Raw genomic sequence first — 26544 nt, forward strand, 5'->3', positions numbered from 1 at the left:
TTTTATACACCTTAGACTGTCAGCCAAAAAATGCAAGGTAACAATGCGCTAATCTCGACGTCGTTGGGTTTTAATTTAATAACTGCCGTAAGGCATGTAAGCACAAAGCAATATTTTCTCGACGCGCCCCAAACCCCATTAAACCAATACGCCAGGCTTTACCCGCCAATTCACCAAGACCAGCCCCTATTTCTAAGTTAAATTCGTTTAATAGCGTGGCACGAACCTTCGCATCATCGATACCTTGCGGAATATAAATAGCATTCAGTTGCGGCAAGCGATACGGTTCCTCTACTACAAATGCAATACCTAACTGCTCTAAACCCACCCGCAGTTCTTGATGCATGGCCTGATGACGTGCCCAAGCATTTTCTAAACCTTCGGCCGCTAACAAGCGCAGTGATTCATGTAAGGCATACAACGCATTCACCGGAGCCGTATGATGGTAAGCGCGTTTAGCGCCGCCACTCCAATAAGCCATCACTAAACTCTGATCTAAAAACCAACTTTGTACCGGTGTTGTCCTTGCTGTAATTTTTGCTACTGCCGCCGCTGAAAATGAGATAGGCGAGAGTCCTGGCACACAAGATAAGCATTTTTGACTACCCGAATAAATGGCATCAATGCCCCACTCATCAACTCGTAATTCGACACCGCCTAGTGATGTTACCGCATCGACGATAGTTAAACAGCCGTATCGCTTGGCCAAAGCACACAGTGCTTTGGCATCACTTAACGCCCCGGTGGAGGTTTCAGCATGCACGAAGGCTAAAAAACGCGCATCCGGATGATCCTTTAGCAGCGCTTCCACCGCAGCCGGTTGTACCGGCTCGCCCCATTTAAAATCAACCGTTACCGCAATACCGCCACAACGCTCAACATTTTGACGCATCCGCTCGCCAAACACGCCATTACGACAAACGATAACCTTGTCACCCGCTTCCACCAAATTAACAAAGCAGGCTTCCATACCGGCTGAACCCGGAGCTGAAATGGCCAGCGTCATCTCATTGCGGGTTTGAAACGCATATTGCAATAACTGTTTTAATTCATCCATCATGCTGACAAACAACGGATCTAAATGGCCAATAATCGGTTTGGCCTGGGCGGCTAACACCTGAGGATGCACATCGGAAGGGCCTGGGCCCATTAAAATACGCCGTGGTGGATAAAAGGCAGGGATCATCGGTGCAGCAAACATAACAGCTCCTTAGCAATAAAATAGGCTTTAGCATAACAAGCTAAACAGAAAAAAAAAGCCCTACAATCGTAGGGCTAGTTAAGCTTAAAATTCGCGGCTGTTACGCAGTGCCGCAATCCGTTTCTCTAAAGGCGGATGGCTTAAAAACAATTCTGATTTAGCTTTCTTACCTGAGATCCCAAAGGCCATTAAACTGCCCTCAAGCTGACTTTCATGATTATTCTGTAAACGCTGCAGCGCTTTAATCATTTTGTTCGGACCCGAAATCCGAGCCGCTCCGGCATCCGCACGGTATTCGCGTTGACGCGAGAACCACATCACGATAATGCTAGCCAAGATGCCAAACACCATTTCTAACACAATCACGATACCGTAATAAGCAAAGGTACCCATTTGCTGATTGTTATTGCGGATCACCCCAGCAATTAAGCGTGCTAAGAAAATAACAAAGGTATTCACCACACCTTGGATCAAGGTTAAGGTGACCATGTCACCGTTCGCGATATGCGACACTTCATGTGCCAGTACCGCTTCAACTTCATCTTCGCTCATACTGCGCATCAAGCCGGTTGAAACCGCAACCAAGGCATTATTACGATTTGCCCCTGTGGCAAAGGCATTCATCTCTGGCGAATCATAAATAGCCACTTCTGGCATACCAATGCCGGCCGCTTTGGCTTGTTTTGCTACCGTGTTAACTAACCAATGTTCAGTGGCATTTCGTGGTTGCGTAATCACTACCGCACCGGTAGAACGTTTCGCCATCCATTTCGACATTAATAGTGAGATAAAGGAGCCACCAAAACCAAAAATGGCTGCAAACACCAATAAACCACCAATACTGCTAGGATCAATACCCAACGCACTGAATACCACATTGAGCACAATACTTAGCACCAGAATAACGGCTAAGTTTGTTGCTAAGAACAACAAGACTCTTTTCATGCTTTTTTACCTCATAATGATCACTGTTTAGTAATATATGGGCAAAGACCACAAAATCAATTTAAGGTTTAACAAAGTCACAGAAATATTTCACTTTTTCAGGTAACATTTGCAAAAATGACCTTTTGGACTAGTTTATGAACTTGTTATTACTCAGTAGCTCACGTGCCAATAACAGCGAATATTTGACACCATACTTAGCCTGGATCAAAACCCATTTGAGTAAAGTATCCTCGGTACTGTTTATTCCTTATGCCGGCGTGACCATCAGTCACGAACAATATTATCTTAACGTGAAAGCCGCCTTAGCGAGCTTGAATATCCGCGTCGATGCACTACATCAACAAGCCGATGCTAAAGCTGCGGTTCTTAATGCCGAAGCCATTTTAATCGGCGGTGGTAATACCTTCCAGCTAGTTAACCTCTTGTATAAAAACGATCTTATTAACGCCATTCGGCAACGCGTAACCAATGGTATGCCCTATATTGGCTGGAGTGCTGGCGCCAATATCGCAGGTGAAACTATCCGCACCACTAATGACATGCCGATTGTCGAACCCCCGTCTTTTGCCACTTTGCATTTTTTAAATGCGCAATTAAACCCGCATTATACCGATGTGGTAACCGCTGATTTTCATGGTGAAACGCGTGATATGCGCCTCGCTGAATTTATGCAGTTAAACCCCAGTGTGCCAATCATCGGCTTACCCGAGGGCACTGCACTTAAGATCACAGACAATCAAATTGTGCAATTAGGTCAAGCCGGAGGCTATTGGTTTTTGGCGGGAACAAAACAAGCGATTGCCGAGAACACGGAATTAACGGCACAGTTTGCGGCCACGTTAAGTCGCCCTTTATTAAACAACGCAAGCTAAGTTGGCATCAATTGCTGGGCAGTGGCGTGCGCTAGCGTGCGTGCCACGGCTTGTTGCTCGCTCACTGAGGGCTGAAATGGCACCGTAGCGAGTAACGGCCAAGGTAATCGTGCCGTAAGATCAGCCAGGTTTTGTGCAAGAAATAACATCTCTGGCTGCAGTATATTGGCTACCCAACCTATAACCTGACAACCACTGCGTGTTAACTCACGTGCGGTCAGTACAGCATGATTTAAACAGCCCAGTTTTACGCCTACCACCAGCAATACCGGCAGGTTTTCTGCTTGCACCCAATCGGCCAGGTAGCGATCAGCACTGATCGGTAATAACCAGCCACCCGCGCCTTCGATTAACACAATTTCGGCACCGCTTTGCTCTAACTGTTGTCGCTGTGCAGATAATACCGCTTCTGATAACGGTTGTTGCAGCTCTGCCGCAGCAAAATGCGGTGCGCATGCTTTGGCAAAACACAATGGATTAAGCTGTGAATAAGGTAACGCGATACCGGAATGCCGCTGTAACAGTAACGCGTCACTGTTCACAAGTTGCCCGGCTTCATTGATTTCTGCACCAGCCGCTATCGGTTTTGCGCCAACAGCACTTATGCCAAGTGATTGAAAACCTTGCAGTAATAACGTACTGACAAAGGTTTTCCCCGCATCGGTATCGGTGCCTGTAACAAAAAAGCTGTTTGCGCGCATAGCCTGTGTTCCTAAAACGAAAATAACCGGTGTTGAATACACTTAAAGCGGTTTAGTCCCGCTAATTTGCACCACATAATAACTGGCAATTAAGGGGATACCGACTGCAGACTGAGGATAAGCGGCACTGACCCGCTGCCAATAACCTTTACCTGTGAGACCGCGTTGTGCTCGATTAGCCAGATGATTCGCCCCCAAGGCTTTTAATTCTTTGGCTAGAGCAAAAATATCAGCGTAAGGTAACTGATAGCAGGTCGTTTGTATTGAGCAGGCTAACGCCACGCCTGAGATGGCGTGCTGTAAATCGGCTAGGCTTAAAAAGGCATGGATATGCGGCTGCTCATCAACGGCGGCAAAGGCTTGTGCCATTTCAGTCAGGGTACCCTCGATCAAGGTGGTGATCACAAACTGCCCGCCAGGGCGAAGTACCCGGGCTATTTCAGCAAACACCTGTTGCGGCGCAGGACACCATTGCAACATCAGGCTCGAAAATACCTGATCAACACTGGCCGTTGGCAGTGGCAACGCCGCGGCATCGGCTTGCAAATAATGGATGGGTAATTGCTGAGCTTGCGCCTGGACTAACATCCCGCTACTTAAATCCACCGCGGTGACTTTTTGGGCCAGTGATAATAGCTCTGGGTGTAACCAACCTGGACCACAACCGATGTCCAGTAAATGCCCCAGCGGTTTGCCAAAAGACACTAATTGCGTCAATGCCGCCTGCGCAACTTGCCGTTGCAAACGCGCAGCATCGACATAACTACCAGCGGCTTTACTAAAACAACTGGCCACCTGCAACGGCTGCGCTAACATGCTAACGCCTGCTTTAACATCTTGATTAAAAACTGAATATCTTCGGCCTGATGTGACGCGCTAAGCGTCACGCGTAACCTGGCGCTGCCGGCGGGCACCGTCGGTTGCCGTATGGCGGTAAGCCAAATACCTAATTGTTTCAATTGCTGACTTAGGGCAACAGCGCGCTCGCTGCTACCCAGCATAATGGCTTGGATAGCCCCTGTCGCGGGTAAACAGGGTAAATCGGCCTCTGCCGCTAAGCTGCGGAATAATTGAATATTGTCTTGTAATTTATCCCGGCGCCATTGTTCGGTTTGTACCAACTCAATGCTTTGGCTTACCGCTGCACATAAGGCAGGTGACAAAGCCGTGCTGTAAATATAATGTCGTGCAAATTGTTCAATGTAGTCGATAACCGTTTTGCTTCCCGCCAAAAAAGCCCCGCCCACGCCAAGCGCTTTACCAAAGTTAGCCATGTAGCAATACAACTGTTGCGAAGCTAATCCCTGTACCTGCCAACTGCCGCGGCCTTGTTCACCTAGCACCCCTAAGCCATGTGCATCGTCCAGCAGCAGAGCCGCTTGCCGTTGCTGACAGAGCTTAGATAGCGCCACAAGATCGGGGCTATCACCATCCATACTAAAGACGCCTTCCGTGACCACAAGACTGTGATTTTCAGCGTCCGGTGTTTCCGGTAACAGGCGCGCTAAGGCGTTTAAATCATTATGGGCAAAGCGGCGAAAACCCCCTTTATGTGCCAGGGCAGCGTCAATTAATGAGGCATGACTTAACTTATCTAACAGCAAGAGATCGTTACTGGCCGCCAAGCTTTGTAACATGGCTTGATTGGCGGCAAAACCTGAGCTAAATAACAGCACACGCTCAAAACCGAGCCATGCGGCAAGTTGCGCTGTCAGCTGCTGATGAATATGATGATAGCCAGTGACTAACGGCGAGCCGGTACTGCCCGCACCATAGCGCTCAGCGCCGGCGGCATAACTGGCTTTTACTTTACTTGAATTCGCTAAGCCTAAATAATCATTGGCAGAAAAGTTTAAATAACATTGACCACCCACTTCTAAATAGCGGCCTTTATAATCGGCTATTACTTGGCTTTGCCGCAGTAAACCCTCGCTGCGGCGTTGTTGTAAAGCATGCTCTAACTGACTCAGGTGCATTCGCCACTCCTAGCCAGCGGCGTGATATAACGGTGGGTTCTGCTGCTCTTTAATCGCATCCGCTAAAGCGAGTTCATGCGCTTCATCTGAAACATCATGCTGCTGTGCTGAGTTGATCCCTAACTTAGCAAATAGCTGCATATCGGCATCGGCTTCCGGGTTTTCTGTGGTTAGTAATTTATCGCCATAGAAAATCGAGTTGGCACCTGCAAAGAAACATAATGCCTGCATCTGTTCATTCATCCGCGAGCGCCCCGCCGATAAACGTACATGACTTTGCGGTAACATTATACGTGCTACGGCAATGGTGCGAATAAATTCGAAAGCGTCTAAATCATCAACGTTTTCCAGCGGTGTGCCTTTTACTTTTACCAACATATTAATTGGCACACTTTGCGGATGCTCAGGTAAATTAGCCAGTTGCATTAATAGCGCTGAACGATCATTGGCGGTTTCCCCCATACCGACAATACCGCCACAACACACTTTCATCCCGGCATCACGCACATGCGTTAAGGTATCCAGCCGGTCTTGATAAGTGCGGGTCGTAATAATTTCACCGTAAAATTCTGGCGAGGTATCGAGGTTATGGTTGTAGTAATCTAAACCAGCGGACGCTAAGGTTTGAGCTTGCTCGGCTTCTAACATACCCAATGTCATACAGGTTTCAAGCCCAATGGCTTTAACGCCACGCACCATTTCAATAATGTAAGGCATATCGCGTTGCTTAGGGTTACTCCAAGCCGCGCCCATGCAAAAACGGCTAGCGCCTTTTTGCTTAGCCGCTTGAGCTTGCTGTAACACTTTTTCTACTTCGATTAAGCGCTCGCGCTCTAAACCGGTATTGTAATGGCCGCTTTGTGGGCAATATTTACAATCTTCGGCGCAAGCTCCTGTTTTAATGGATAACAGCGTGCTGATTTGCACTTCATTTGGTTTAAAATGAGCACGATGCACGGTTTGTGCTTGAAATAATAAGTCATTAAAGGGTAATGCATACAGTGCATTAACCTCGGCCAGTGACCAATTATGCCGCACCGGCGCAGCGGCTTGAGCGGTAAAAGCGGAGGTATCTTGTGGTGATGGAGCTGCGGTATTCGCCTGCATAATAGGTCCCTGCGAGATTTGTGATCACGGTTTTTTTCGGCTAGTCTAGCGCTAGCGGCCAGCTTGTCAACGCTGACCACCCCAAAAACTTTACTAATGATTATTTTATGAGCACTGATTTGGCTTTTGATCGGCAACATATTTGGCATCCCTACACGTCTATGCTAAACCCTTTGCCTGTTTATCCTGTTGCAGCGGCTGAGGGCTGTACACTCATTTTAGAAGATGGCCGTCGCTTAATTGATGGCACCGCGTCATGGTGGTCGGCGGTACATGGTTATAATCATCCTGTATTAAATGCCGCCGTTACCGAGCAACTCGCCAAGATGGCCCATGTGATGTTTGGCGGTATTACGCATGCCCCCGCCGTGCAGTTGTGTCAGCAATTGCTCAGCATGGTACCCGCGCCCCTAAGCAAGGTATTTTTAGCGGATAGTGGGTCAATTGCCGTCGAAGTAGCGATAAAAATGGCCCTGCAATACTGGCAAGCCAGTGACACGCCACAGAAAACCAAGTTAATTAGCCTACGTAAGGGCTATCATGGTGATACGTTTGCGGCGATGGCGGTATGCGATCCTACCGATAGCATGCACAGCATGTTCAGTGAGCTATTACCACAACACTTCTTTTTGCCGGCACCCGCGTGCCCGTTCGACCAGCCATTTATTGCAGAGTGCATGGCACCGCTCGAGACGCTGCTTGCCGCTGAACACCAACACATTGCCGCATTAATCCTTGAGCCGATTGTACAAGGCTATGGGGGTATGCGCTTTTATCATCCGGAGTACTTACGCCGGGCTCGCGCGCTGTGTAATCAGTATAAGGTGTTATTGATTGCCGATGAGATTGCCACGGGCTTTGGCCGTACCGGCAAATTATTTGCTTGTGAGCATGCGGACATCGCACCCGATATTATGTGTGTAGGCAAAGCTCTCAGCGGTGGTTATTTAACCTTGGCCGCGACACTGTGCACAGATGAAGTAGCACGGGGTATTAGCAAAAGTGCCGCGGGTGGCTTAATGCATGGCCCCACCTTTATGGCAAATCCGCTGGCCTGTGCGGTCGCACTCGCCAGCTTAAAACTGATTGCGCAAAACGACTGGCAGCAGCAAGTTGCGGCCATAGCGCAGCAATTAAACACAGAGCTTGCAGCAGCTAAACACTTTGCTAAAGTAAAAGAGGTACGGGTGTTAGGTGCCATTGGCGTATTTGAAATGCATCAGCCGGTTGATGTTGCGCTGTTACAAGCACAGTTTGTCGAGCTAGGCGTCTGGATCCGGCCGTTTAACCATTTGATTTACGTGATGCCGCCTTTTACCATTAGCGCGCAGGAACTGAGTAAATTAACAGCAGCGATGCTCACGGTAGCCGCTTAATGCGGCTGTACAAAAATAAATACGCTACATCGAACCAGATGCGTTAGTCTAGCGTAAGCACAACTAACCTAAAGTTGTCTTCCCTATCAGTAGGAGTGTTGTATGAAGTTGCGTACCCTAGTCACCGCGGTTAGTTTGTTAGTTACCAGCCAATTCGCTTTCGCTGATCGTTTTGCTGATGTTCAAATTAATTCAGCAACGCTAGCAAAAGATATTTACATGTTAACCGGAGCCGGTGGCAATATGGCGGCAGTGACCACTGCCGATTCGGTGCTGTTAATTGACAGTCAGTATGTTGAGCTGGCAGATAAAATCCGCGCCAAGTTAAAAACCCTTAGCCCAGGTGAGCTCACAACCCTGATTAACACCCACATGCACGGCGATCATGTCGGTGGTAATGCAGCCTTAGCCGCTAATGCCGATATTATTGCGCATGTAAATGTACTGACTCGGCTACGCAATGACAGTAACTTCAACCCAGCGGGCTTACCTAAAACGACCTTTGATAAAGTGTTAAACATCAAACATGGCAACATTGAATTAATGCTTGAGCCCATGCCTGCCAGTCACACTGATGGCGATATCCTGGTCTGGTTCCCACAGTTTAACATCGTACATATGGGCGATTTAATGTTTCAAGGTCGTTTCCCGTACATCGATTTTGGTAATGGCGGCAATGTGCAGCAGTACATTGAAAACACCCGTTATGTGCTACAGCGTATTGATGACAACACCCAAGTCATCCCTGGACATGGTGATTTAACTAACAAAGCCGGTTTAGCTAAAGAACTGAAGATGATGGAGCAAACCATGGCACAAGTTGTAGCTTGGCGTGCTGAAGGACTCACCGAGCAACAAATGATCGACCGAGGTTTAGGCGAGCAGTTTAATGCGTGGCATTGGAATTTTATTACTGAAGCGCGCTGGATTAAAACGCTTTATCAGGCAACCCAACCTTGAGAACCGCAGCGCTGACTTTGTTTCTATGTGCTATCGGCTTAGCTGCCAGTAGCGCTTTAGCACAACAGCAGCAAAGCCCCTTACCCGGCGATCCGCTGAGCTATTTAGTCGCTGAGATCGCCAGTTATGATAACAATCAACTGACACTCTCTGATGGCACAGTGTGGCGCGTCACCGCCACACAATTTGGTTTGGCGGGTACGCCCGTACTGATTAGCGGCCGTAATTTAAAAACAGGCAGTAACGAGCTGTTTATTGCCGGTTTTACCTTTCAAGCGCGTTATCAAAGTGGCGAGTTACAAGAGCGTAAAGGTACAAAACTGACCCTGATCAGCTCGCATGCCGACGGGAAACGTTTGCGTCTAACCGATACCTTGCAAGCTTTTGTGGTGGATAAAGATCGCCGTTACAGCCGTCTTTGGGCTGTCGGACAAACAGTGATTTTAGACAGCAGCGGTCAACAGCTTTTAGCCTTACCTTCGTTGGAACAAGCGCAAGTACAATTAGTCGGCATTTATCAATAAACACGGCGGTTAAGCTGTTTTGCGCTGTTTTTCTGCAACCGCCACATGTCACTTAACAACCCTTCAATCGCTGTGTCGTGATTGGCCGCAAAACACCTACTCGCTTTGATAACAAGACTTTTTGGTTACAGCGCCACTTTTTGCTTGTTTTCAGCCACTAGCAAAGTATCATTGCTGTTTTTATCATTAGAGGCTTAGCCCTCGCCCCATTGCACCTTCGGGAGTTGTTTGCATGACGCATGCCGTAATAAAAGACGTTTTGGCCGGTCACTATTCGATTGGCGATAAAGTAACTGTAAAAGGTTGGATCAGAACCCGCCGCGATTCGAAAGCTGGCATTTCCTTTTTAGCTGTGCACGACGGCAGTTGTTTCGATGCCGTTCAGGCGGTAGTGCCCGCAGAATTAACCAATTATGAAACGGAAGTTAAACGCTTAACGACATCATGTTCAGTTATTGTGTCTGGCGTTATTGCTCGTTCAGAAGGTCAAGGCCAAGCGTTTGAAATTCAAGCAGATCATGTTGAAGTCGTCGGCTGGGTAGAAAATCCAGACACCTACCCGATGGCCCCCAAACGCCATAGTATGGAATATCTGCGCGAGCATGCTCACTTGCGGGCTCGCACTAATATCATGGGCGCGGTAACTCGCGTTCGTCACTGTTTAGCACAAGCTATCCATCGGTTTTTCCATGAACAAGGCTATTTTTGGATCAGCACGCCGTTGATCACTGGCTCTGACACCGAAGGCGCCGGCGAAATGTTCCGGGTCAGCACCTTAGATTTACAGAACTTGCCGCGTGATGACAAAGGCGCTATTGATTTTAGTAAAGATTTCTTTGGTAAAGAAACTTACCTGACCGTATCCGGCCAATTAAACGGCGAAACTTACGCCTGTGCTATGTCAAAAATCTACACCTTTGGCCCAACCTTCCGCGCTGAAAATTCTAACACTAGCCGGCATTTGGCTGAGTTTTGGATGATTGAACCCGAAGTGGCGTTTGCCGAATTAAAAGACATTGCCCAACTGGCTGAAGATTTACTGAAATACGTATTAAAAGCCGTATTAACTGAACGTGCTGATGATATGGCCTTCTTTGCTGAGCGTATCGATCCTAAAGCCATCGAGCGTTTAGAACAGGTGGTTAACTCTCATTTCGTGCGGATGGATTACACCGACGCCATTGAGATCTTAAAAACCTGTGGCAAGAAGTTTGAATACCCTGTCGAATGGGGTGTCGATTTACAATCAGAGCATGAGCGTTACCTTGCCGAAGAGCATATTGGTGCCCCCATCATTATGCAAAACTACCCGAAAGACATTAAAGCCTTCTATATGCGTTTAAATGCCGATGGTAAAACCGTTGCCGCGATGGACGTATTAGCCCCGGGTATTGGTGAGATTATCGGTGGTAGCCAACGTGAAGAGCGTTTAGAGCAGTTTGATGCACGCTTAGCTGAAATGGGTTTAAACAAAGAAGATTATGGCTGGTATCGCGATTTACGTCGTTATGGCACCGTGCCGCACTCAGGCTTTGGGTTGGGTTTTGAGCGTTTAGTCTCTTATGTTACCGGTGTTGGTAACGTACGAGATGTGATTGCCTTCCCACGCACTCCAGGGAACGCTGAGTTTTAATTAGAACGAACGAGCCGTAATGTGTTTAATACGCAACGCGGCAACGAATGATACCTTTAAGTTCTGCTTATAAAATGCCAGCCAGCTTAACTGACTGGCATTTTTTTAAGTTGTTACCAAAGGTTTCCATTTTACTGTTTTATCACAAGCTTTTCTTCGGCGGTAAAGCCACATTAGCAAAGATAAGCCCGCCGACCAACGCCATTAAAATCAAAAAGGTTTGTTGCCCCACCCGATCTGAAACAACGAAGTCTTGCCCAGAAATCAAAGAGTTTAAGCCAATATAGGTTTTACTTCCTGGTACTAGCACAATCAGTCCATGCATGGCGACAATAACTGCCGGAGCCTTGGCTAAACGGGTAAACAGGTTACTATAAATACCAACAGCGAAAGCGCCTAAAAAAGCCCCCATGGTGTAATCAAAAGCACTGGCGCCGGTAATACTAACCCCATAGGCAATAAAGCCCGCAGCCAAAGACCACAGCGTATACTTTCCGCGACTTTTAAATAACACAATCAACGAGCTAACTAAGATACCCACCGCCAACCAGGCAAAATACCGTGAAATCGGTTCAGGTTTAACAAAATCGACAATACCAAATAATTTAAAGCCAATCGCCATCCCTAAAAAAGCGCCAAAGTATAATTTAAACAACAGCATTAAAGCGTCCATGATCCGGGCATTACCCGATACCAGATGACGCGCAGCTAATTCGGCAAAACCTATGGTCAGCGCCAAGCCGGGAATAAATGAAATAATGGCCGAAAGCACCGTAAGACGAATATTAATACCCGGATCGATATAGCTGCTAATTGCACAAGCACCGATCGCGGCGGCCAGAGCAACCAGAGGCTCCAGCATATTGTTAATGCGTGGCGAGTGTGCCGCCCATAGCATAAATAAGTAAACCAATAGCGACAATAAAGACGACCACAGCACATCATTCCAACTGGTTGCCATTAACATCGCAAAGGCACCACCGGATCCCATCATGGCAATGGCGGTAGCCAGCTTACCGTAAGAGCTGGGGCGGGCATCAATAATGTCGAGCAACGAATCGGCTTCAACTAAGCCAACTTGGCCACTGAGCACCTGATCTACCAGTTCATCGGTTCGAGATAAAGCGCCCAAATCTAAATCCCCTGGGTTTACACGAGAAGCATGGGTGTACTCTTGCTCATGACCATCGGTCCAAAGCACAAAAGTCATAGACGTTGGCGAGATAATAAACGAACCCTTTATACCCAGATGCGAAGTTAGCTCCGTTAAATGGGCCTCTAACCGATATGCAGGTGTGCCGTACTTGTGCAGCATCTTACCTAATTTGACAATAAATTTACGTTTTTGGTTAAAATCAGTACTATACAAATGAAGTCGTCCTGCGGTTGGCTATAGTTAAATGCTTTAAAATACCTATTGTAACGTAACGCAGTAATGATGTCAGACTTGTCACAGGGTAAAATTTAAGCGAAATAGTTTACGGGGTTTAACCCGCTTGGTTTTAAGTCACAGTGTGGAGGGTGAAAAATTATCGATAGCGCCAACACATCAAAGAGACCAAAACAAGAATGCTCCGGGTAAATAACCGTAACCTAAAAAAACAGCCAGATGGCAAAAGCCACTGGCTGTTTTATTGATCAAAGCATCACACTTAGCACTCAGCGTTTTGGCCAGTGGCAGCGTTTAATAAAAAGGGTTTAAGCTTAAAAATCGCTAAAAAAAGCCTCTGGCTCTAAAGCACTCTTTTGTGGTGCTTGACCATTGGGGGTGCCTAGATACAAAAAGCCCACAATTTCATCATCGGCATCCAGTTTAAAAGCTTGTTTCACATAATCATATTGTGCGTAAGCTCCCGTACGCCAAATACCACCAAAACCTAGCGCAAACGCCATTTGTTGCATCGCCATCACGCTGCACGCAACGGATTGCACTTGTTCTACAGACGGCACTTTTGCATGCTCAGTTATCTTAGCAATACAAATGATCACCATGGGTGCTCGCATGGGTAACTGTCGGGCACGCTCCTGCATATCAATTGAGATAGACGGATCTTCTTCAATCGCTGCTTCGGCAAATATATCCCCTAAGCGTGTTAGCGCGTCACGGCCTTCAGCCACAACAAAACGCCAAGGCCTCAAAGCACCGTGATCCGGTACTTGTATAGCGGCACGCTTAATTAAGTTTAGCGCCTCACCTTCTGGCGCAGGTTCGCGCAGTCGTGGCGAGGAATATCGGGTAGTCAGTAGCGTTAATGCATCCATAAACTTAACCTTTTCAAAAGCGTTAATTCAGGCTACCAAATATTGCTGAATTTCTCACGGCAATTTTTCAATAAAACTGTTAACTGCATAAATCCTCAGCAAGGTACACATTTCTTGCCTTCAGATACAGGGCTTGGTATTCGTTAACAGCAGCAGGCCAGCTAAAATTTTGCAGCATGCCGCGTTGTTGTACTTGCTGGTACTGGTTCGGTTGTTGATACAGCGTTTCCGCTTGTTCTAAGGCCGTTTGCATGGCTTCAACACTGATTTCAGTAAAGCCAATGCCGGTTGCCGCAGTACCAGGCCAAGGTTGAACCGTATCGCGTAACCCCCCCGTTAATCGCACTAAAGGCACGGTGCCATACTTTAAGCTGTAAAGTTGATTCAAACCACAAGGTTCAAATAACGACGGCATTAAAAAGAAGTCACCGGCCGCTTCCGTTTGATGAGCTAAACGCTCGTCAAAACCTTCGAAGAAACGAAATTGCGCGTTAAAATCATGTTGTAACTGATAAAGCTGTCTACAATACTCAGCGTCACCACTGCCCACCAAAAATACTTGCGCTGTGGTGTTAGCTAACCACCGGCGTAAGGCTGGTATTAAATAATCAAAGCCTTTTTGCCCGGTAATACGGCTTACCGCAACGAATAATGGCACATCGAGCTCGGCTAAATTAAAGCGTTGGCGTAAATGGGATTTACATTGCGCTTTACCGCTTAAATCATTAATACTGAAGTTCGCGATCAGCGCATCATCCGTGGCGGGATCCCACTGTTGATAGTCACAACCGTTTAAGATACCAAAAAAATCAGCGGCACGGCGTTGATAGAGTGCCGACAAACCATTAGCCGCAGGCTCAGTCATTAATTCATCCCGATAACCTACGCTAACGGTATTCAGCTTAGTAGCGTGACGAATACCCTGTTCTAGCATATTTAAAAATTGATCATCATTAGCCTGCAAGCCTAAACGGCCAAACCAATAATGATCAGTTGTGAGCTGATACGCACCATTATGGATGGTATAAACAAAGGGTATTCCCCCTAATACCGGATCATGGGCGTAATGCTGTTTTAAATAAGCTGCCGCAACTCCAGTTTGCCAATCATGACCATGAATGATATCAACTTCAGGTAAATAATGTTTAGCCCACTCCAACGCCGCTTTGCAAAAAAAGCCAAAGCGTAGCGGATTATCAGCATAACCATGTTTACCGTCATCGTAGGGGCGATCACGTTGAAAGAAATCATCGTGCTCTACTACGCGAATATCGACATCGTGGGATAATAGCTGACGCACCGCACAGCCATATTCCTGACCACCTAACTCAAAAAACAACGCGTCAGACTCTCCCGTCGGACGGCTATATAAAGGCGCATAGCGAGGTAGCATCACGGTGACTTCATGGCCTGCGGCTTTTAGGTTAATGGCTAAGCCATAACAGGCATCGGCCAAACCACCGGTTTTAATCAAGCCTTCGTATTCACTACATAACAACAAAATCTGCACTACTAATTCCTTAATCGGTTGTGCCGAGCTTACTCATCATCAAAGCCGATCCGGGCGCCTTTAGGGATCACCACAACTCCGCCTGCAGACACATGAAAACGCTTGCGATCGGCTTCTAAATCTTCACCAATCACCGTGTTGGGTGCGATACGCACATCTTTATCAATAATACAGCGACGGATCCGACAACCACGACCAATGTCGTTATTGCCCATTAGCACACTCTTTTCGATATAACTGTGGCTATGCACGTTAACATTATAACCGAGGATTGACTGATAAATAATCGCACCACTGATAATAGAACCCGCGGCAACCATTGAGCTTATCGCTTGGCCGGTTCGATTAGCTTGATCGTGCACAAATTTTGCTGGCGGTACTGGCGGCGTATAGCTGCGTAACGGCCAAAAACGGTTATAAACATCGAACGGGGGATCAATCGAGATTAAATCCATATTCGCTTCGTAATAAGAATCGATGGTGCCTACATCACGCCAGTAACCAGCGCTGCTCTGTGATTCGCCGCGAATATGGTTGGTAGAAAAGTCATAAACATACACTTCACCCTGCGGATAAAGTCCTGGAATAATGTTGTGGCCAAAATCATGTTTTGAATCGGGCTGTGCGGCATCTGCATTTAGCACATTCACTAAACAATTGGCTTCAAAAATATAGTTACCCATCGATGCCAATACCATGTCCGGTTGACCTGGGATTGTTTTAGGATTACTTTTTGGCTTTTCTTCAAAACCGATCATCCGACCGTCGGCATCGACCTCGATAATACCAAACTCATGAGCTTGCTCTTTCGGGACAGGGATAGCAGCAACGGTTAGTTTCGCGTTTTTATTACGATGAAAGTCTAACATCTGGCGAATATCCATTTTATAGATATGATCGCCACCGAACACACAAACATGCTCTGGATCTAAACCTTCAATCAGATGCAAATTCTGATAAATAGCATCTGCCGTACCTAAGTACCAATGCTTACCTGTTTGCATTTGCGCGGGAATGGGATCGATAAAACGATTGGATACCCCCCCTACTCGCCAGGCGCGACTTAAATGCTTCATCAATGAATGTGATTTAAACTGCGTAATAACGAAAATCTGCAGTAAGTCGGCATTTACAAAGTTATTTAAAACAAAATCGATAATACGATAGTTTCCACCAAAAGGAACAGCCGGTTTCGCACGCACCGCTGTTAAAGGTGATAAGCGGGTGCCTTCGCCACCAGCCAGTATCATAGTTAACACTCCAGACATATATATTCCTCTGTATTTTATTAGTATGTAACCGCTTACATTTTTTATCGCCGCACATTTATAGGTAAGCTGTTCTTATAGCGCGGTCGGGAAATTCCATCAAGATTTCAGAATCCTTCATTAATCGATGTAGATTTAACATAGCATCAAAAACTAGAATTATGTAGTACCAAAAAACAAGAAAATAAAAACGGCCACTTGAAAAGTGGCCGCAAGAAAAGTTTACCCCTTGTTTACCGCGATGAATTGCGGCTATAAATCAGCAAATACTAAATGGCCGCAGCAAGTTCCGCACCTTGACGGATCGCCCTTTTTGCATCCAGCTCAGCAGCAACATCAGCACCTCCAATTAAATGTACTTGTTGGCCGGCCGCCTGTAACTCGGCTTGTAAGGCACGCAGGGGAACCTGCCCGGCACAAATCACCACATTATCCACCGCTAAACAGCGCTCTTTGTCGTTTAAACTGATCCAAAGACCAGCGTCATCCACGCGCAGATAGTTCACCCCCGCCATCATCTCTACGCCTTTTTTCTGCAAAGAGGCGCGATGTGCCCAGCCAGAGGTTTTACCTAAACCACCACCCACCTTACTGGCTTTGCGCTGTAATAAATAGACTTTACGTTCGGCTTTAGCTGGCGCCTGGCTACTTAATAAAGCGCCGCGGCTTTGATAAGTTTTATCAACGCCCCAATCGGCTAACCACGCATCAGGTTGTAATGTCAGTGAATGTTTTTCTAATAGAAACTCAGCTACATCAAAACCAATGCCGCCCGCCCCAATAATCGCGACGTTTTGGCCAACGGCTTTGTGATCGCGCAATACATCTAAATAGCTCAACACTTTAGGATGATCTTGCCCAGCTAAACCAATATCACGCGGCACGATACCGGTAGCTAAAATGACCTCATCAAATTGCTCAGCCAGAATACTTGCCGCAGTTTGTTGCTCATTAAGATGTAATGTTACCGCGTGTACCTTCAACATTTTGGCAAAATAACGCAGTGTTTCATGAAACTCCTCTTTACCAGGAATTTGTTTGGCATAATTAAACTGGCCGCCAATCTCTGAAGCTTTATCAAACAAATGTACTTCATGGCCACGCTGCGCCGCGTAAACACTAAAAGCAAGCCCTGCCGGACCGGCACCTATAACGGCCAATTTTTTCCGTTTACTAGCGGGATTAAAATTTAACTCGGTCTCATAACATGCCCTAGGGTTAACCAAACAACTGGCACGTTTTTGTTGAAATACGTGATCTAAACAGGCCTGATTACAGGCAATACAGGTATTAATTTCGTCCGCTTGATCGGCAGCCGCTTTATTAACAAAGTCGGCATCGGCTAAAAAGGGTCGTGCCATACAAATTAGATCAGCTTGGCCTTTTACTAAAATATCTTCTGCTACGCCAGGATCATTAATGCGGTTAGTGGCGATAACCGGCACACTAAGTTGTTGCCGAACCCGCTCTGTGATCCAAGTAAAAGCCGCTCGGGGCACCCGAGTCGTGATGGTTGGAATACGCGCTTCATGCCAGCCAATGCCCGTATTAATTAATGTTGCGCCTGCTGCAGCCACACCTTGGCCAAGTGCAACAACCTCATCAAAGGTATTACCATCCTCAACTAAATCCAGCATAGAGAGCCGATAGATAATAATAAAGTCAGCACCACACTTCTCGCGCACCGCTCGCACGGTTTCTAAAGCAAAACGACTTCGGTTTTCAAAACTACCGCCCCAAGCGTCCGTACGATGATTGGTACGTTGACATATAAATTGGTTAATCAAGTAGCCTTCAGAGCCCATGATTTCCACACCGTCATAACCGGCTTTTTTAGCGAGGCTGGCCGCATGGGCAAAGTCTTTAATGGTCCCGCGGATCTGTCGATCGGATAACTCAGAAGGTTTAAAAGGCGTAATAGGCGATTTAATGTTACTCGGCGCGACATTAAAAGGATGATATCCATAACGGCCCGCATGCAATAATTGCAGGCAAATCTTTGCACCGTGCTTTTGCACCGCCGCGGTAACCGGTTTGTGTTTTGCAACTTGCCACCAAAAACTCAGTTGGCTACCAAAAGGCACCAAGTTTCCACGAAAGTTTGGGCTAATGCCCCCGGTAATAATTAAACCTACACCGCCTTTGGCTCGTTCTTCATAAAACGCGGCCAACTTTTCGAAACCGTTTTTTTCTTCTTCTAGGCCGGTATGCATTGACCCCATAATTACCCGATTTTTAAGTTGGGTAAAGCCTAAATCTAATGGCGCTAATAAGTGTTGATATGCCACATCACCCTCTCTGGTCGTACCTGTTTAATCGCTAAAATGTAGCTGCTTTGCTGCCGATACGCAAGTGATATACATTTTCTTACAAATTCCACATAGCCTTTGTTGAAAAATTCGTTAGCATTAAGCGTGGATGTTTATGAATTTTAAATGAGAATTAACAGGACACATATTATGTCAGAGAAAAAGAAAGGATTATTTAGGCGCTTATTTGGCGCAATCTGGTCAGTTTATCGGGGCTTTCGCGCTACCGTTTTAAATATTATCTTTATTTGCTTGGTGTTGGTCATCGGCAGTGCCCTGTTTAGTGGTGGCGATAAAGTACAGATTGCCGATACCAGTGCATTATATCTGAACCTTCGCGGTGATCTTGTTGAACAAAAACGTTATGTTGACCCCATGGCTGCGGCAATTAATGAAGCAGCCGGTGGTCAAGAAGAAGCGCCAGAAATGCTGGTTACCGATGTGGTTAAACTGATTAACCATGCGGCCAAAGACAACCGCATTCAAGTGATGGTGATGGATCTGTCTGCGCTAGGTGGCGGTTCTTTGGATAAATTAAAAAGCGTAGGTAAAGCTTTAGAAGCCTTTAAAGCCAGTGGCAAAAAGATTTTTGCTTACGGTGCTTACTACGGCCAAAATCAATACTTCTTAGCCAGCTATGCCGATCAAATTGCACTTGAGCCGATGGGTGCAGTGTTATTAGAGGGCTATGGTAGCTACCCTATGTACTATAAAAATGCCTTAGAAAAACTGAAGGTCAGTACACATGTTTTCCGCGTGGGTACTTACAAATCCGCGGTAGAACCTTTTACTCGTAATGACATGTCAGATGCCGCAAAAGAAGCGAACTCAGCTTGGTTAAATGAATTATGGGCTGATTACAAACAACAAGTTGCCGAGCGTCGTGGCTTTGGTATTGATAACTTCGATGAAACCTTCGCCGCCATGTACAGCAAACTGCAAGCCGCTGAAGGTGATTTAGGCCAATATGCCTTAACCAGCAAGTGGGTAGATGCCGTACAAACCCGTGAACAGTTCCGTAATAGTATGATCGCCATTGTCGGCAAAAATGACAATAACACCTACAACCATGTCACCTTTGATGAATACAAAAAAATGGTGATCCCGGCTAAGCAATTTGATAACCCGATCACAGAAAAAATTGCCGTGGTGGTCGCTCGCGGTACCATTGTTGATGGCACAGCTAAACCTGGCATGATCGGCGGTGACTCTACAGCTGCGCTGCTTCGTCGTGCGCGCCATGATGATAAAGTAAAAGCGGTCGTGCTGCGTATCGACAGCGGCGGCGGCAGCGCGTTTGCCTCTGAAGTCATCGGCCAAGAAATCACCCTATTACGTGAAGCAGGTAAGCCTGTTATCGCTTCAATGGGTGCAGTTGCAGCGTCAGGCGGTTACTGGATTGCAGCACCTGCCAACGAAATTTGGGCCTCACCAACTACCATTACAGGTTCAATCGGGATCTTTGGTTTATTACACACATTTGAAAATGCGATGTCGACCATTGGTTTAAATGTGGATGGTGTCGGTACAACAGAGTTGGCCGGTTTCTCTGCCGGTATGCCTTTATTTAAAGGCTTATCTGAGCCAGCGAAAGACATGATGCAATTGCTGATCGAACGCGGTTATACCGAGTTTTTAACCATGGTGGGTAAAAACCGCAATATGAGCAATGAAGAAGTTGATAAAGTTGCACAAGGCCGTGTTTGGACAGGTTCTAAAGCACTTGAGTTAGGTTTAGTCGATAAACTGGGTACTTTTGATGATGCGATTGCTCGTGCTGCAGAAATGGCCGGTTTAAGCCAATACGACATTACTGTAGTGCAACCAGAACTTAGCCCCACTGAGCAAATCATTGCGGATTTATTTGGTGCAGCAAAAGCGAAAGGCTGGTTACCTAGTGCAACGATGCAACCAGAGCAACGTGCGCTTCGTCAGTTAACACAGCAAGTTAAACAAGATTTTGTTTTAATGAATCAGTTTAACGATCCAAACGGTATCTACTCTTACTGCTTAAGCTGCCAGATAAACTGACAGCAAGCGTAATTCTGATTACAATGCCCGGTATTATCCGGGCATTTTTTTTAGGTGTTTTATGCAAAGAAAACGTATTTATGTCGCTTACACTGGCGGTACCATTGGTATGCAACAATCCGATAAAGGCTTTGTGCCAGTACCGGGTTTTTTAACCGACACCGTAAAACGCATGCCCGAGTTTTATCGGCCAGAAATGCCAGAATTCGATATTCATGAATATCATCCGGTTATCGACTCGTCAGATATGACACCAGCGCATTGGCTTACTATTGCCAAAGATATTCAAGAAAACTATCAACACTATGATGGCTTTGTGGTGCTGCATGGTACTGACACCATGGCTTATACCGCTTCCGCTTTATCATTTATGTTAGAGAACTTATCAAAACCGGTGATTATTACCGGCTCACAGATCCCGTTAGCGCAACTGCGCTCAGACGGCCAAGTTAATTTACTTAATGCCCTGTATTTAGCGGCAAATTATCCCATCGCTGAAGTAGCATTGTTTTTTAATAATCAATTATTTCGTGGTAACCGTGCCACTAAAGCCGATGCCGATGGTTTTAATGCTTTCGCATCACCCAATATGCCGGCGTTACTTGAAGCGGGGATCCATATTAACCTGCATGCAGGCAAAATCACCCATACTGAAACAGCCCTCCCACTCGAGGTTGCCGAAATCACTCCCCAACCGATCAGTGTCGTCACGCTGTATCCTGGTATTACCACAGACGTGATCCGCAATATGCTGGCACCACCAGTACGCGCCTTAATTATTAAATCTTTTGGTGTGGGTAATGCCCCACAGCGGCCAGAATTACTGCAAGTGTTACAGCAAGCAAGTGAACAAGGGCAAATTTTAGTCAATTGCACACAATGTTTTAAGGGCAAAGTGAATATGGATGGTTATGCCACGGGCAAGGCGTTGCGTGATAGCGGGGTGATCAGTGGGTTTGATATGACCTTGGAAGCGACCTTAACTAAGTTACATTACCTGCTGAGTAAGCCATTCACTGCAGAAGAAATTCGCCAGCAGATGCAACAGGATCTGCGTGGCGAATTAACGCTTTAATCGTTAAAACAGCGCGGCAACGCGCTTTAACAACGGTTTTTCTTGTTGGGCAACCGGACCATGCGCAAGCCATTGCTGTAATAGCTGCTCTGGTGTTAATTGTTGCCCCGCATTATGCTTTAACGATAACAAGGCCAGTTGCACTTGTTGGCGCTCTGCCGCACTGGTTTGCTCAACATTTTGCTCTGACATCAGCTCTAACGCGATGGTCAGTTGTGAGCGAGTCAAACTTGGCTGCGGCAAACTTAAGGCTTCACGATAACTCTGTGGTAATTGTTCTGCTTTGATATCGCCCTGCTCTAATACGTCAAATAAGGTTTGTAACTCTTGACGTTGTGCCGACTTTTGCAACTGCTTTTGCCGTTGTTGCAATTGCTGACTGAGCTCTTGATATTGCTGACGCACCCCAACGCTATCGGGTAAACTCAATTGACGCAACTGCGCTTGTACCGCTTGCAATGCGCCAGCGCTAGTGGCTTGCGCTAAGGTTGTATTCAGCGTTGCTAATTGCTCTGATACCAACTGGGCAACTTCCTGCTCAGCTTGCTGCTGTAGCTTGTACTCTTCGTTGCGTTTTTCAAAAAAGCTATCACACAGTGCACGAAACTCTAACCACAACGCTTGATCTTGCTGACGGCCGGCAAAACCAAAGGTCTTCCAGCGTTGCTGCAACTCTTTCAGCACCTGTGCTGTTTTGGAGCCGTCTTCTAAGGTCATGGCCAATTTCGCTTCCGCAATCAAAGCCGCCTTACCCGCCGCTTGTTGCTGCTGCGCCGTGGCCACTTTGTCTTTTAAGCGTTTGCTCAGTTCTTGAAATTGTTGTTGCAACGCTTGGTAATCACGCCGATTAACCGCGCCACTTTCACGCCAACGTTGGCTTAACTGCCGAAAAGCGGCATCTAAATCCCGTTCTGGCAATTCTGCTTCGACTAAATTGCCAAGCTCTTGTAATAATTGCTGACGTTGCTGTAAATGCAGTTCGCGTTCAGCATCTTGCTGAGCAAACACCTGGCGGCAAGGTTCAAAAGCCGCTTCACAGGCTGCATCAAAAGCCTGATTCAAGCTTTCTTCGGCAGCGGGATCTGCTTTACCTAAAGACTTCCAGTTTGCGCGGGCCAGTTTCACTTGCTCAGCACGCGCTTTGGCATCTTGCAAAGGGCTATTTGCCAGCTCAGTCATTTCGTTTAACAACGCGGTTTTACGTGGTGTGGCAATATACTGCTGCAAAGATTCTAATTCAGTTTGTAAACTGCTGATCTCGGCAAACTCTTTTTCAAATTGCTGCTGTGCTTCTGCAGATAAATTTGCCACATCCGCCGTCATGCCTTTATACAAACCAAACAGCACTTTGTAACGTCCTGCCGCGTGTAGGCGTTTGTATTCGGCACACTTACTACGAAGCTGACGAAGCTCTTTTTGTTGCTGTTGTTTAATATGGCTCAGTGCTTGTTGCCACTGCTGACGTAACTGCTTGAATTGTTCGTTTAACTCAGCAGGTAAACTTGCACTGAAACCTTTACTGGCACTGCGCCAAGCATCAGCAAAATCTTGCCATTGCTGCTCTGCTGCCGCTATCTGCTCAGCACTGTTAGGCAATGGCTGTTCACTAAACGCATTTAGCAATTGCTGGATCGACGTAAGCGCTTTATTCAACTCGGGTAAACGGGCTAATTGCTGCTGCACCACCGTTAAACGTTGTTGTAAGGCGCTGTGCTCAGCATGGGCTAACTCGGCCGCATCCAACTCTTCACATAATGCTGTGGCGGCGGCATCCAGTAAGCCATTTTGCTCAGTACTGGCGACTTGTTGTAACTGCACCTGCAATTGTTGTTCTAGCTCACTGACCGCTTGCTGCAACTGCTGGGTTTTTAACACTTGGCGCGCTTTACGCTCAACTAAGGCTTGCTCGGCCTGCAGTTGGGCTAATTTTGGCGCTAACCATTCGGTTAAACGTTGGTCGAGCTGCTGAAACTTCTCTAAAAAACCCTGCGCTTCTTGTTCGGGTAATAAAGGTAACTCCGCGGCTAACACTTGCCATTGTTGTTGCAACTCTTGTTGTAACGCCGGTAGCTCGGACAGCGTATGACGCTCGCGCAGTGCATTCAGCTTAGCCAGCAACAAGGTGATCTCTTTGCGTAAGCGAGGTGGCTTTTGCTTATCCGCCGCCATTTTCGCCAAGCGAGCCTGCAAGGTTTCAGCAAGCGAGGGTTCAAGTTGCTTACTAAGTTTCTCTAATTGTTTTTCATCTGTGATCTGTGACAACAATTGCTGTTTTAAGGCGACAGGAAAGGCCGCATCTAACAAAGTTTGTTGAATTAACTCCGGGCGCTCTAACCGCTGTAGTAAGGCAAAGCGCACATTCATATCGGCATCTTTTAGCGCTAGCGACTCTAAAATGCTACTGCGATTACACTGCTCAATAAATTTCTGTTTTAACGGTGCAGCTACCCGATTCGCTAACAGTTGATCAACAACTTGTTGCTCGGCATAGTGTTTTAAACGCTCTGCCGTGTCGTGTTTACTGGCTTGCCACCATAACGCAAAATCGTCTAACCGATGTAAAGCGGCTTTACGCACCGCTTCTGCGGCATCGTTAAAAGCGAGCTCATGCAATACTTGCTTATGCTCAGCGCTGGTGGGTTGTAATGTTTCAAGAGCTTGCTGACGAATAGCGGCGTCTGGATGCTGCCATTTCGGTTTAAACCAGCGTTTAAAGATCATCGTGCGAAAACCTTGCAATAGCGGCAGGATCTGAAAACTGTTTTTTCAACTCTGCCTTGGATTTATGAACTATTTGTCCGTCTGGACCCACAGTGAAGATATCTTGAGACTTCAACACCTTAGACTGATAAGCTAATACCAGTTGCAGTGTTTGCTCTTTTTGCTCTGCGCTTAACGGCGTGCCATCGGCCCAACGACCTGTGGCTACCGCCTCTGCTAGTTTATTATAAGTGTCAGGTGCCATCGCACTGACTATCGCTGTAAAATCCATACTATTTTTTTCGCTTTAACCAAATAATTCGTGCGCGACACACCACATACCAACCAAAGCCTAGGGCTATTGCTACGGTTGAAACATATTGGTTGTAACTGCCATTCTCAGGCTGCCACCAATACAAAATTCCAAATCCGGCCAAAAATAACAGCAAGGCCAGCATCGACTGGTTCATCAGTGATTGCGCTTGGCGAGCCATTTGCTCTCGGTGTTTTGAGGCCAGCTTTTCTGGGCTGGCTTCACCTAAATTGGTTTTACACTTTGGACATTCTGCCGCTTTGTTTGAGATCCGGTTTGCACACACCGGACAAGAAATAATCGCCATGTCTAATAGGTCCTATCGTAACTCATCAACTACGGCTAATACTGCGGTAAGGGTGTCATGGCCGAGTTTCATTGAACGTACATCTGACCAACCGAAAGCCTCGTCTGGCAGGTTGGCGTTATCTTTAAACGGCATTTCTAAAGTGTACGCTAAACAACCAAAGCGCTCTGCAACCCAGTTACTGCCCACGGTTAAATTTGCTTTACCCGGCTCGTCTTTGTCATAACCAAACTGGGTTTGAAACTCTGGAGTTACCAGTTGTAATGCCGTTTTAAATGCCTGCTCAAGTTGTTGCATTTTTGCATTGTAAGACGGTACACCTTCTGCGCCGGCCACAAAGTTATATGGCAGATTTTCGTCACCATGAATGTCTAAGAACATGTCTAGGCCGATTTCTTGCATTTTTTCTCGAACTAAATACACCTCTGGGCTTTCTGTCATGCTCGGGTTTTGCCATTCACGGTTTAAATTAACGCCCGCGGCGTTAGTCCGTAAATGACCACGAACACTGCCATCTGGGTTCATATTGGGCACAATGTAAAATACCGCTTTGGCTAACAGTAACCGAGCAACACCGTCATCTTCATCTAATAATCGATCCAGTAAGCCTTCAACAAACCATTCGGCCATCGTTTCGCCAGGGTGTTGCCGTGCAATGATCCAAATCTTCTTTTTATGCTCAGCCGGCTCGCCGACAACCAGCATGGTCATATCACGGCCATCCAGTGTTTCACCCAATTCAACTAACCGACAGTTGTAATCATTTTGGGCATAGTGCAATAAGTCTTGATGCCGTTCATAGCTATAAGGCGCAAAGTAGGCAAAATAAACTGACTCCGCTTCTGGATAATGATGAATGGTTAATACGTTGTCTGCATAACTGGTATCTACGCGAAACCACGTTTGTCGATCATAAGAAGCCACCGCTTGATAACCTTCCCAGCCTTCTGGGTACGCCGATTGGCCAGCATTCATAATTTTGATGGTGTGCGGTTCAGTGTGTGAGGTGTTTAAACGAAAGTGAAACCACTGAAAGAACTCAGATTGATGATCTTTACGGATCGCCAATTGAATGTTTGCTGGATCCGTGGCGTGTAACACTTCGATATTACCACTGTCAAAATTGCAGGTGATTTTCATACTATTTTCTCTAATTTGGTATCATCAAATAACAGCGGGTACGGCAAAAACCTTGGCCTGGCACGCTGGTCGCATATTGTGTTAGGGATTCTCTCGCACAAAGGCGATATCTGCAAATCCCATTTTACTGAATGATTGCGAGCGAAAGTTTTTTACTGCGGCTTTATCTTTAGCCGTATGATGTAATTGCTGTTCCATGGCTAAAAACGCCGTGAGATCTATCCCTTCAGCTGCCGCAACGGCTTCATATAAATCAACAAAACGATCATAACTAAAGGCGATAACTTTCTTTTGGCCTTTAAAGGTGTAACTAACTTGTCTAGCCATAAAA

Annotated in this window: 23 protein-coding genes; 7 read left to right on the forward strand and 16 right to left on the reverse strand. The window is 46.5% G+C overall.

Annotation, left to right across the window (positions count from 1 at the left end):
- Positions 1-70: 70 nt before the first annotated feature.
- Together JAO78_RS12120 and htpX are read right to left on the reverse strand one after the other, a co-directional pair.
- On the reverse strand, positions 71-1201 hold the full coding sequence (locus JAO78_RS12120) for a pyridoxal-phosphate-dependent aminotransferase family protein (RefSeq protein ID WP_226751623.1): 1131 nt from the start codon (positions 1199-1201) through the stop codon (positions 71-73).
- Positions 1202-1285: 84 nt separating this feature from the next.
- Complete coding sequence (gene htpX, locus JAO78_RS12125) at positions 1286-2146, reverse strand: protease HtpX (protein WP_226751624.1); 861 nt, start codon at positions 2144-2146, stop codon at positions 1286-1288.
- Between the two features lie 137 nt (positions 2147-2283).
- On the opposite strand from htpX, the gene pepE reads away from it, so the two are divergent.
- Complete coding sequence (gene pepE / locus JAO78_RS12130) at positions 2284-3021, forward strand: dipeptidase PepE (RefSeq protein ID WP_226751625.1); 738 nt, start codon at positions 2284-2286, stop codon at positions 3019-3021.
- On the opposite strand, the gene bioD is transcribed toward pepE, so the two are convergent.
- The 4 genes from bioD to bioB are packed head-to-tail and all read right to left on the reverse strand — an operon-like array spanning position 3018 to position 6805.
- The gene (gene bioD / locus JAO78_RS12135) at positions 3018-3722 is read right to left on the reverse strand and encodes a dethiobiotin synthase (protein ID WP_226751626.1); all 705 of its coding nucleotides are present in this window, start codon (positions 3720-3722) and stop codon (positions 3018-3020) included. The two genes, pepE and bioD, sit on opposite strands and share 4 nt — an antisense overlap.
- 42 nt (positions 3723-3764) lie before the next feature.
- Positions 3765-4538 (reverse strand): methyltransferase domain-containing protein, encoded by a 774-nt coding sequence (locus tag JAO78_RS12140; RefSeq protein ID WP_226751627.1) that lies wholly within the window; start codon positions 4536-4538, stop codon positions 3765-3767.
- On the reverse strand, positions 4532-5698 hold the full coding sequence (locus JAO78_RS12145) for an aminotransferase class I/II-fold pyridoxal phosphate-dependent enzyme (protein ID WP_226751628.1): 1167 nt from the start codon (positions 5696-5698) through the stop codon (positions 4532-4534). The genes JAO78_RS12140 and JAO78_RS12145 overlap by 7 nt, the downstream gene beginning before the upstream one ends.
- Positions 5699-5707: 9 nt before the next feature.
- A complete protein-coding gene (gene bioB, locus JAO78_RS12150; protein ID WP_226751629.1) occupies positions 5708-6805 on the reverse strand; it encodes a biotin synthase BioB in 1098 nt (365 codons plus the stop codon).
- A 107-nt stretch (positions 6806-6912) separates the two neighbouring features.
- On the opposite strand from bioB, the gene bioA reads away from it, so the two are divergent.
- The 4 genes from bioA to asnS all read left to right on the forward strand — a co-directional run bounded on the left by bioA (position 6913) and on the right by asnS (position 11298).
- Positions 6913-8181: an adenosylmethionine--8-amino-7-oxononanoate transaminase gene (gene bioA / locus JAO78_RS12155; RefSeq protein ID WP_226751630.1), complete on the forward strand. Its 1269-nt coding sequence runs from the start codon at positions 6913-6915 to the stop codon at positions 8179-8181.
- Positions 8182-8283: 102 nt separating this feature from the next.
- A complete protein-coding gene (locus tag JAO78_RS12160) occupies positions 8284-9141 on the forward strand; it encodes an MBL fold metallo-hydrolase (RefSeq protein ID WP_226751631.1) in 858 nt (285 codons plus the stop codon).
- The gene (locus JAO78_RS12165; RefSeq protein ID WP_226751632.1) at positions 9138-9665 is read left to right on the forward strand and encodes a hypothetical protein; all 528 of its coding nucleotides are present in this window, start codon (positions 9138-9140) and stop codon (positions 9663-9665) included. Before JAO78_RS12160 ends, JAO78_RS12165 begins: the two co-directional genes overlap by 4 nt.
- A gap of 232 nt (positions 9666-9897) precedes the next feature.
- Positions 9898-11298: an asparagine--tRNA ligase gene (gene asnS / locus JAO78_RS12170; protein ID WP_226751633.1), complete on the forward strand. Its 1401-nt coding sequence runs from the start codon at positions 9898-9900 to the stop codon at positions 11296-11298.
- Between the two features lie 142 nt (positions 11299-11440).
- Here asnS and JAO78_RS12175 read toward each other — a convergent pair whose 3' ends face one another.
- The 5 genes from JAO78_RS12175 to JAO78_RS12195 all read right to left on the reverse strand — a co-directional run bounded on the left by JAO78_RS12175 (position 11441) and on the right by JAO78_RS12195 (position 18626).
- Entirely contained in the window at positions 11441-12667 is a 1227-nt protein-coding gene (locus JAO78_RS12175; RefSeq protein ID WP_226751634.1) for a threonine/serine exporter family protein, read from the reverse strand.
- 335 nt (positions 12668-13002) lie between these two features.
- Entirely contained in the window at positions 13003-13560 is a 558-nt protein-coding gene (locus JAO78_RS12180) for an NAD(P)H nitroreductase (protein WP_226751635.1), read from the reverse strand.
- A gap of 79 nt (positions 13561-13639) precedes the next feature.
- Positions 13640-15070 carry a glycogen synthase gene (locus tag JAO78_RS12185; protein WP_226751636.1) on the reverse strand — a complete coding sequence of 477 codons (1431 nt, stop codon included), beginning with the start codon at positions 15068-15070 and terminating at the stop codon, positions 13640-13642.
- Positions 15071-15099: 29 nt separating this feature from the next.
- The gene (gene glgC, locus JAO78_RS12190; protein WP_226751637.1) at positions 15100-16338 is read right to left on the reverse strand and encodes a glucose-1-phosphate adenylyltransferase; all 1239 of its coding nucleotides are present in this window, start codon (positions 16336-16338) and stop codon (positions 15100-15102) included.
- 269 nt (positions 16339-16607) lie between these two features.
- The gene (locus JAO78_RS12195; RefSeq protein WP_226751638.1) at positions 16608-18626 is read right to left on the reverse strand and encodes an oxidoreductase; all 2019 of its coding nucleotides are present in this window, start codon (positions 18624-18626) and stop codon (positions 16608-16610) included.
- A gap of 171 nt (positions 18627-18797) precedes the next feature.
- Here JAO78_RS12195 and sppA point away from each other — a divergent pair, with 171 nt between their 5' ends.
- Entirely contained in the window at positions 18798-20678 is a 1881-nt protein-coding gene (sppA, locus tag JAO78_RS12200) for a signal peptide peptidase SppA (RefSeq protein ID WP_226751639.1), read from the forward strand.
- A 61-nt stretch (positions 20679-20739) separates the two neighbouring features.
- Complete coding sequence (gene ansA, locus JAO78_RS12205) at positions 20740-21753, forward strand: asparaginase (RefSeq protein ID WP_226751640.1); 1014 nt, start codon at positions 20740-20742, stop codon at positions 21751-21753.
- 3 nt (positions 21754-21756) lie between these two features.
- On the opposite strand, the gene JAO78_RS12210 is transcribed toward ansA, so the two are convergent.
- The 5 genes from JAO78_RS12210 to JAO78_RS12230 form a co-directional block, all read right to left on the reverse strand.
- A complete protein-coding gene (locus tag JAO78_RS12210) occupies positions 21757-24474 on the reverse strand; it encodes a DUF349 domain-containing protein (protein ID WP_226751641.1) in 2718 nt (905 codons plus the stop codon).
- Positions 24464-24745 carry a YeaC family protein gene (locus tag JAO78_RS12215; protein ID WP_226751642.1) on the reverse strand — a complete coding sequence of 94 codons (282 nt, stop codon included), beginning with the start codon at positions 24743-24745 and terminating at the stop codon, positions 24464-24466. Before JAO78_RS12215 ends, JAO78_RS12210 begins: the two co-directional genes overlap by 11 nt.
- A 1-nt stretch (position 24746) precedes the next feature.
- On the reverse strand, positions 24747-25073 hold the full coding sequence (locus JAO78_RS12220; RefSeq protein WP_226751643.1) for a zinc ribbon domain-containing protein: 327 nt from the start codon (positions 25071-25073) through the stop codon (positions 24747-24749).
- A 12-nt stretch (positions 25074-25085) separates the two neighbouring features.
- Complete coding sequence (locus JAO78_RS12225) at positions 25086-26213, reverse strand: M14 family metallopeptidase (protein WP_226751644.1); 1128 nt, start codon at positions 26211-26213, stop codon at positions 25086-25088.
- A gap of 81 nt (positions 26214-26294) precedes the next feature.
- On the reverse strand, positions 26295-26540 hold the full coding sequence (locus JAO78_RS12230) for a DUF2960 domain-containing protein (RefSeq protein ID WP_226751645.1): 246 nt from the start codon (positions 26538-26540) through the stop codon (positions 26295-26297).
- Positions 26541-26544: the final 4 nt, after the last annotated feature.

This window comes from Alishewanella maricola (assembly GCF_016343785.1).
GTDB classification, from domain to species: domain Bacteria; phylum Pseudomonadota; class Gammaproteobacteria; order Enterobacterales; family Alteromonadaceae; genus Alishewanella; species Alishewanella maricola.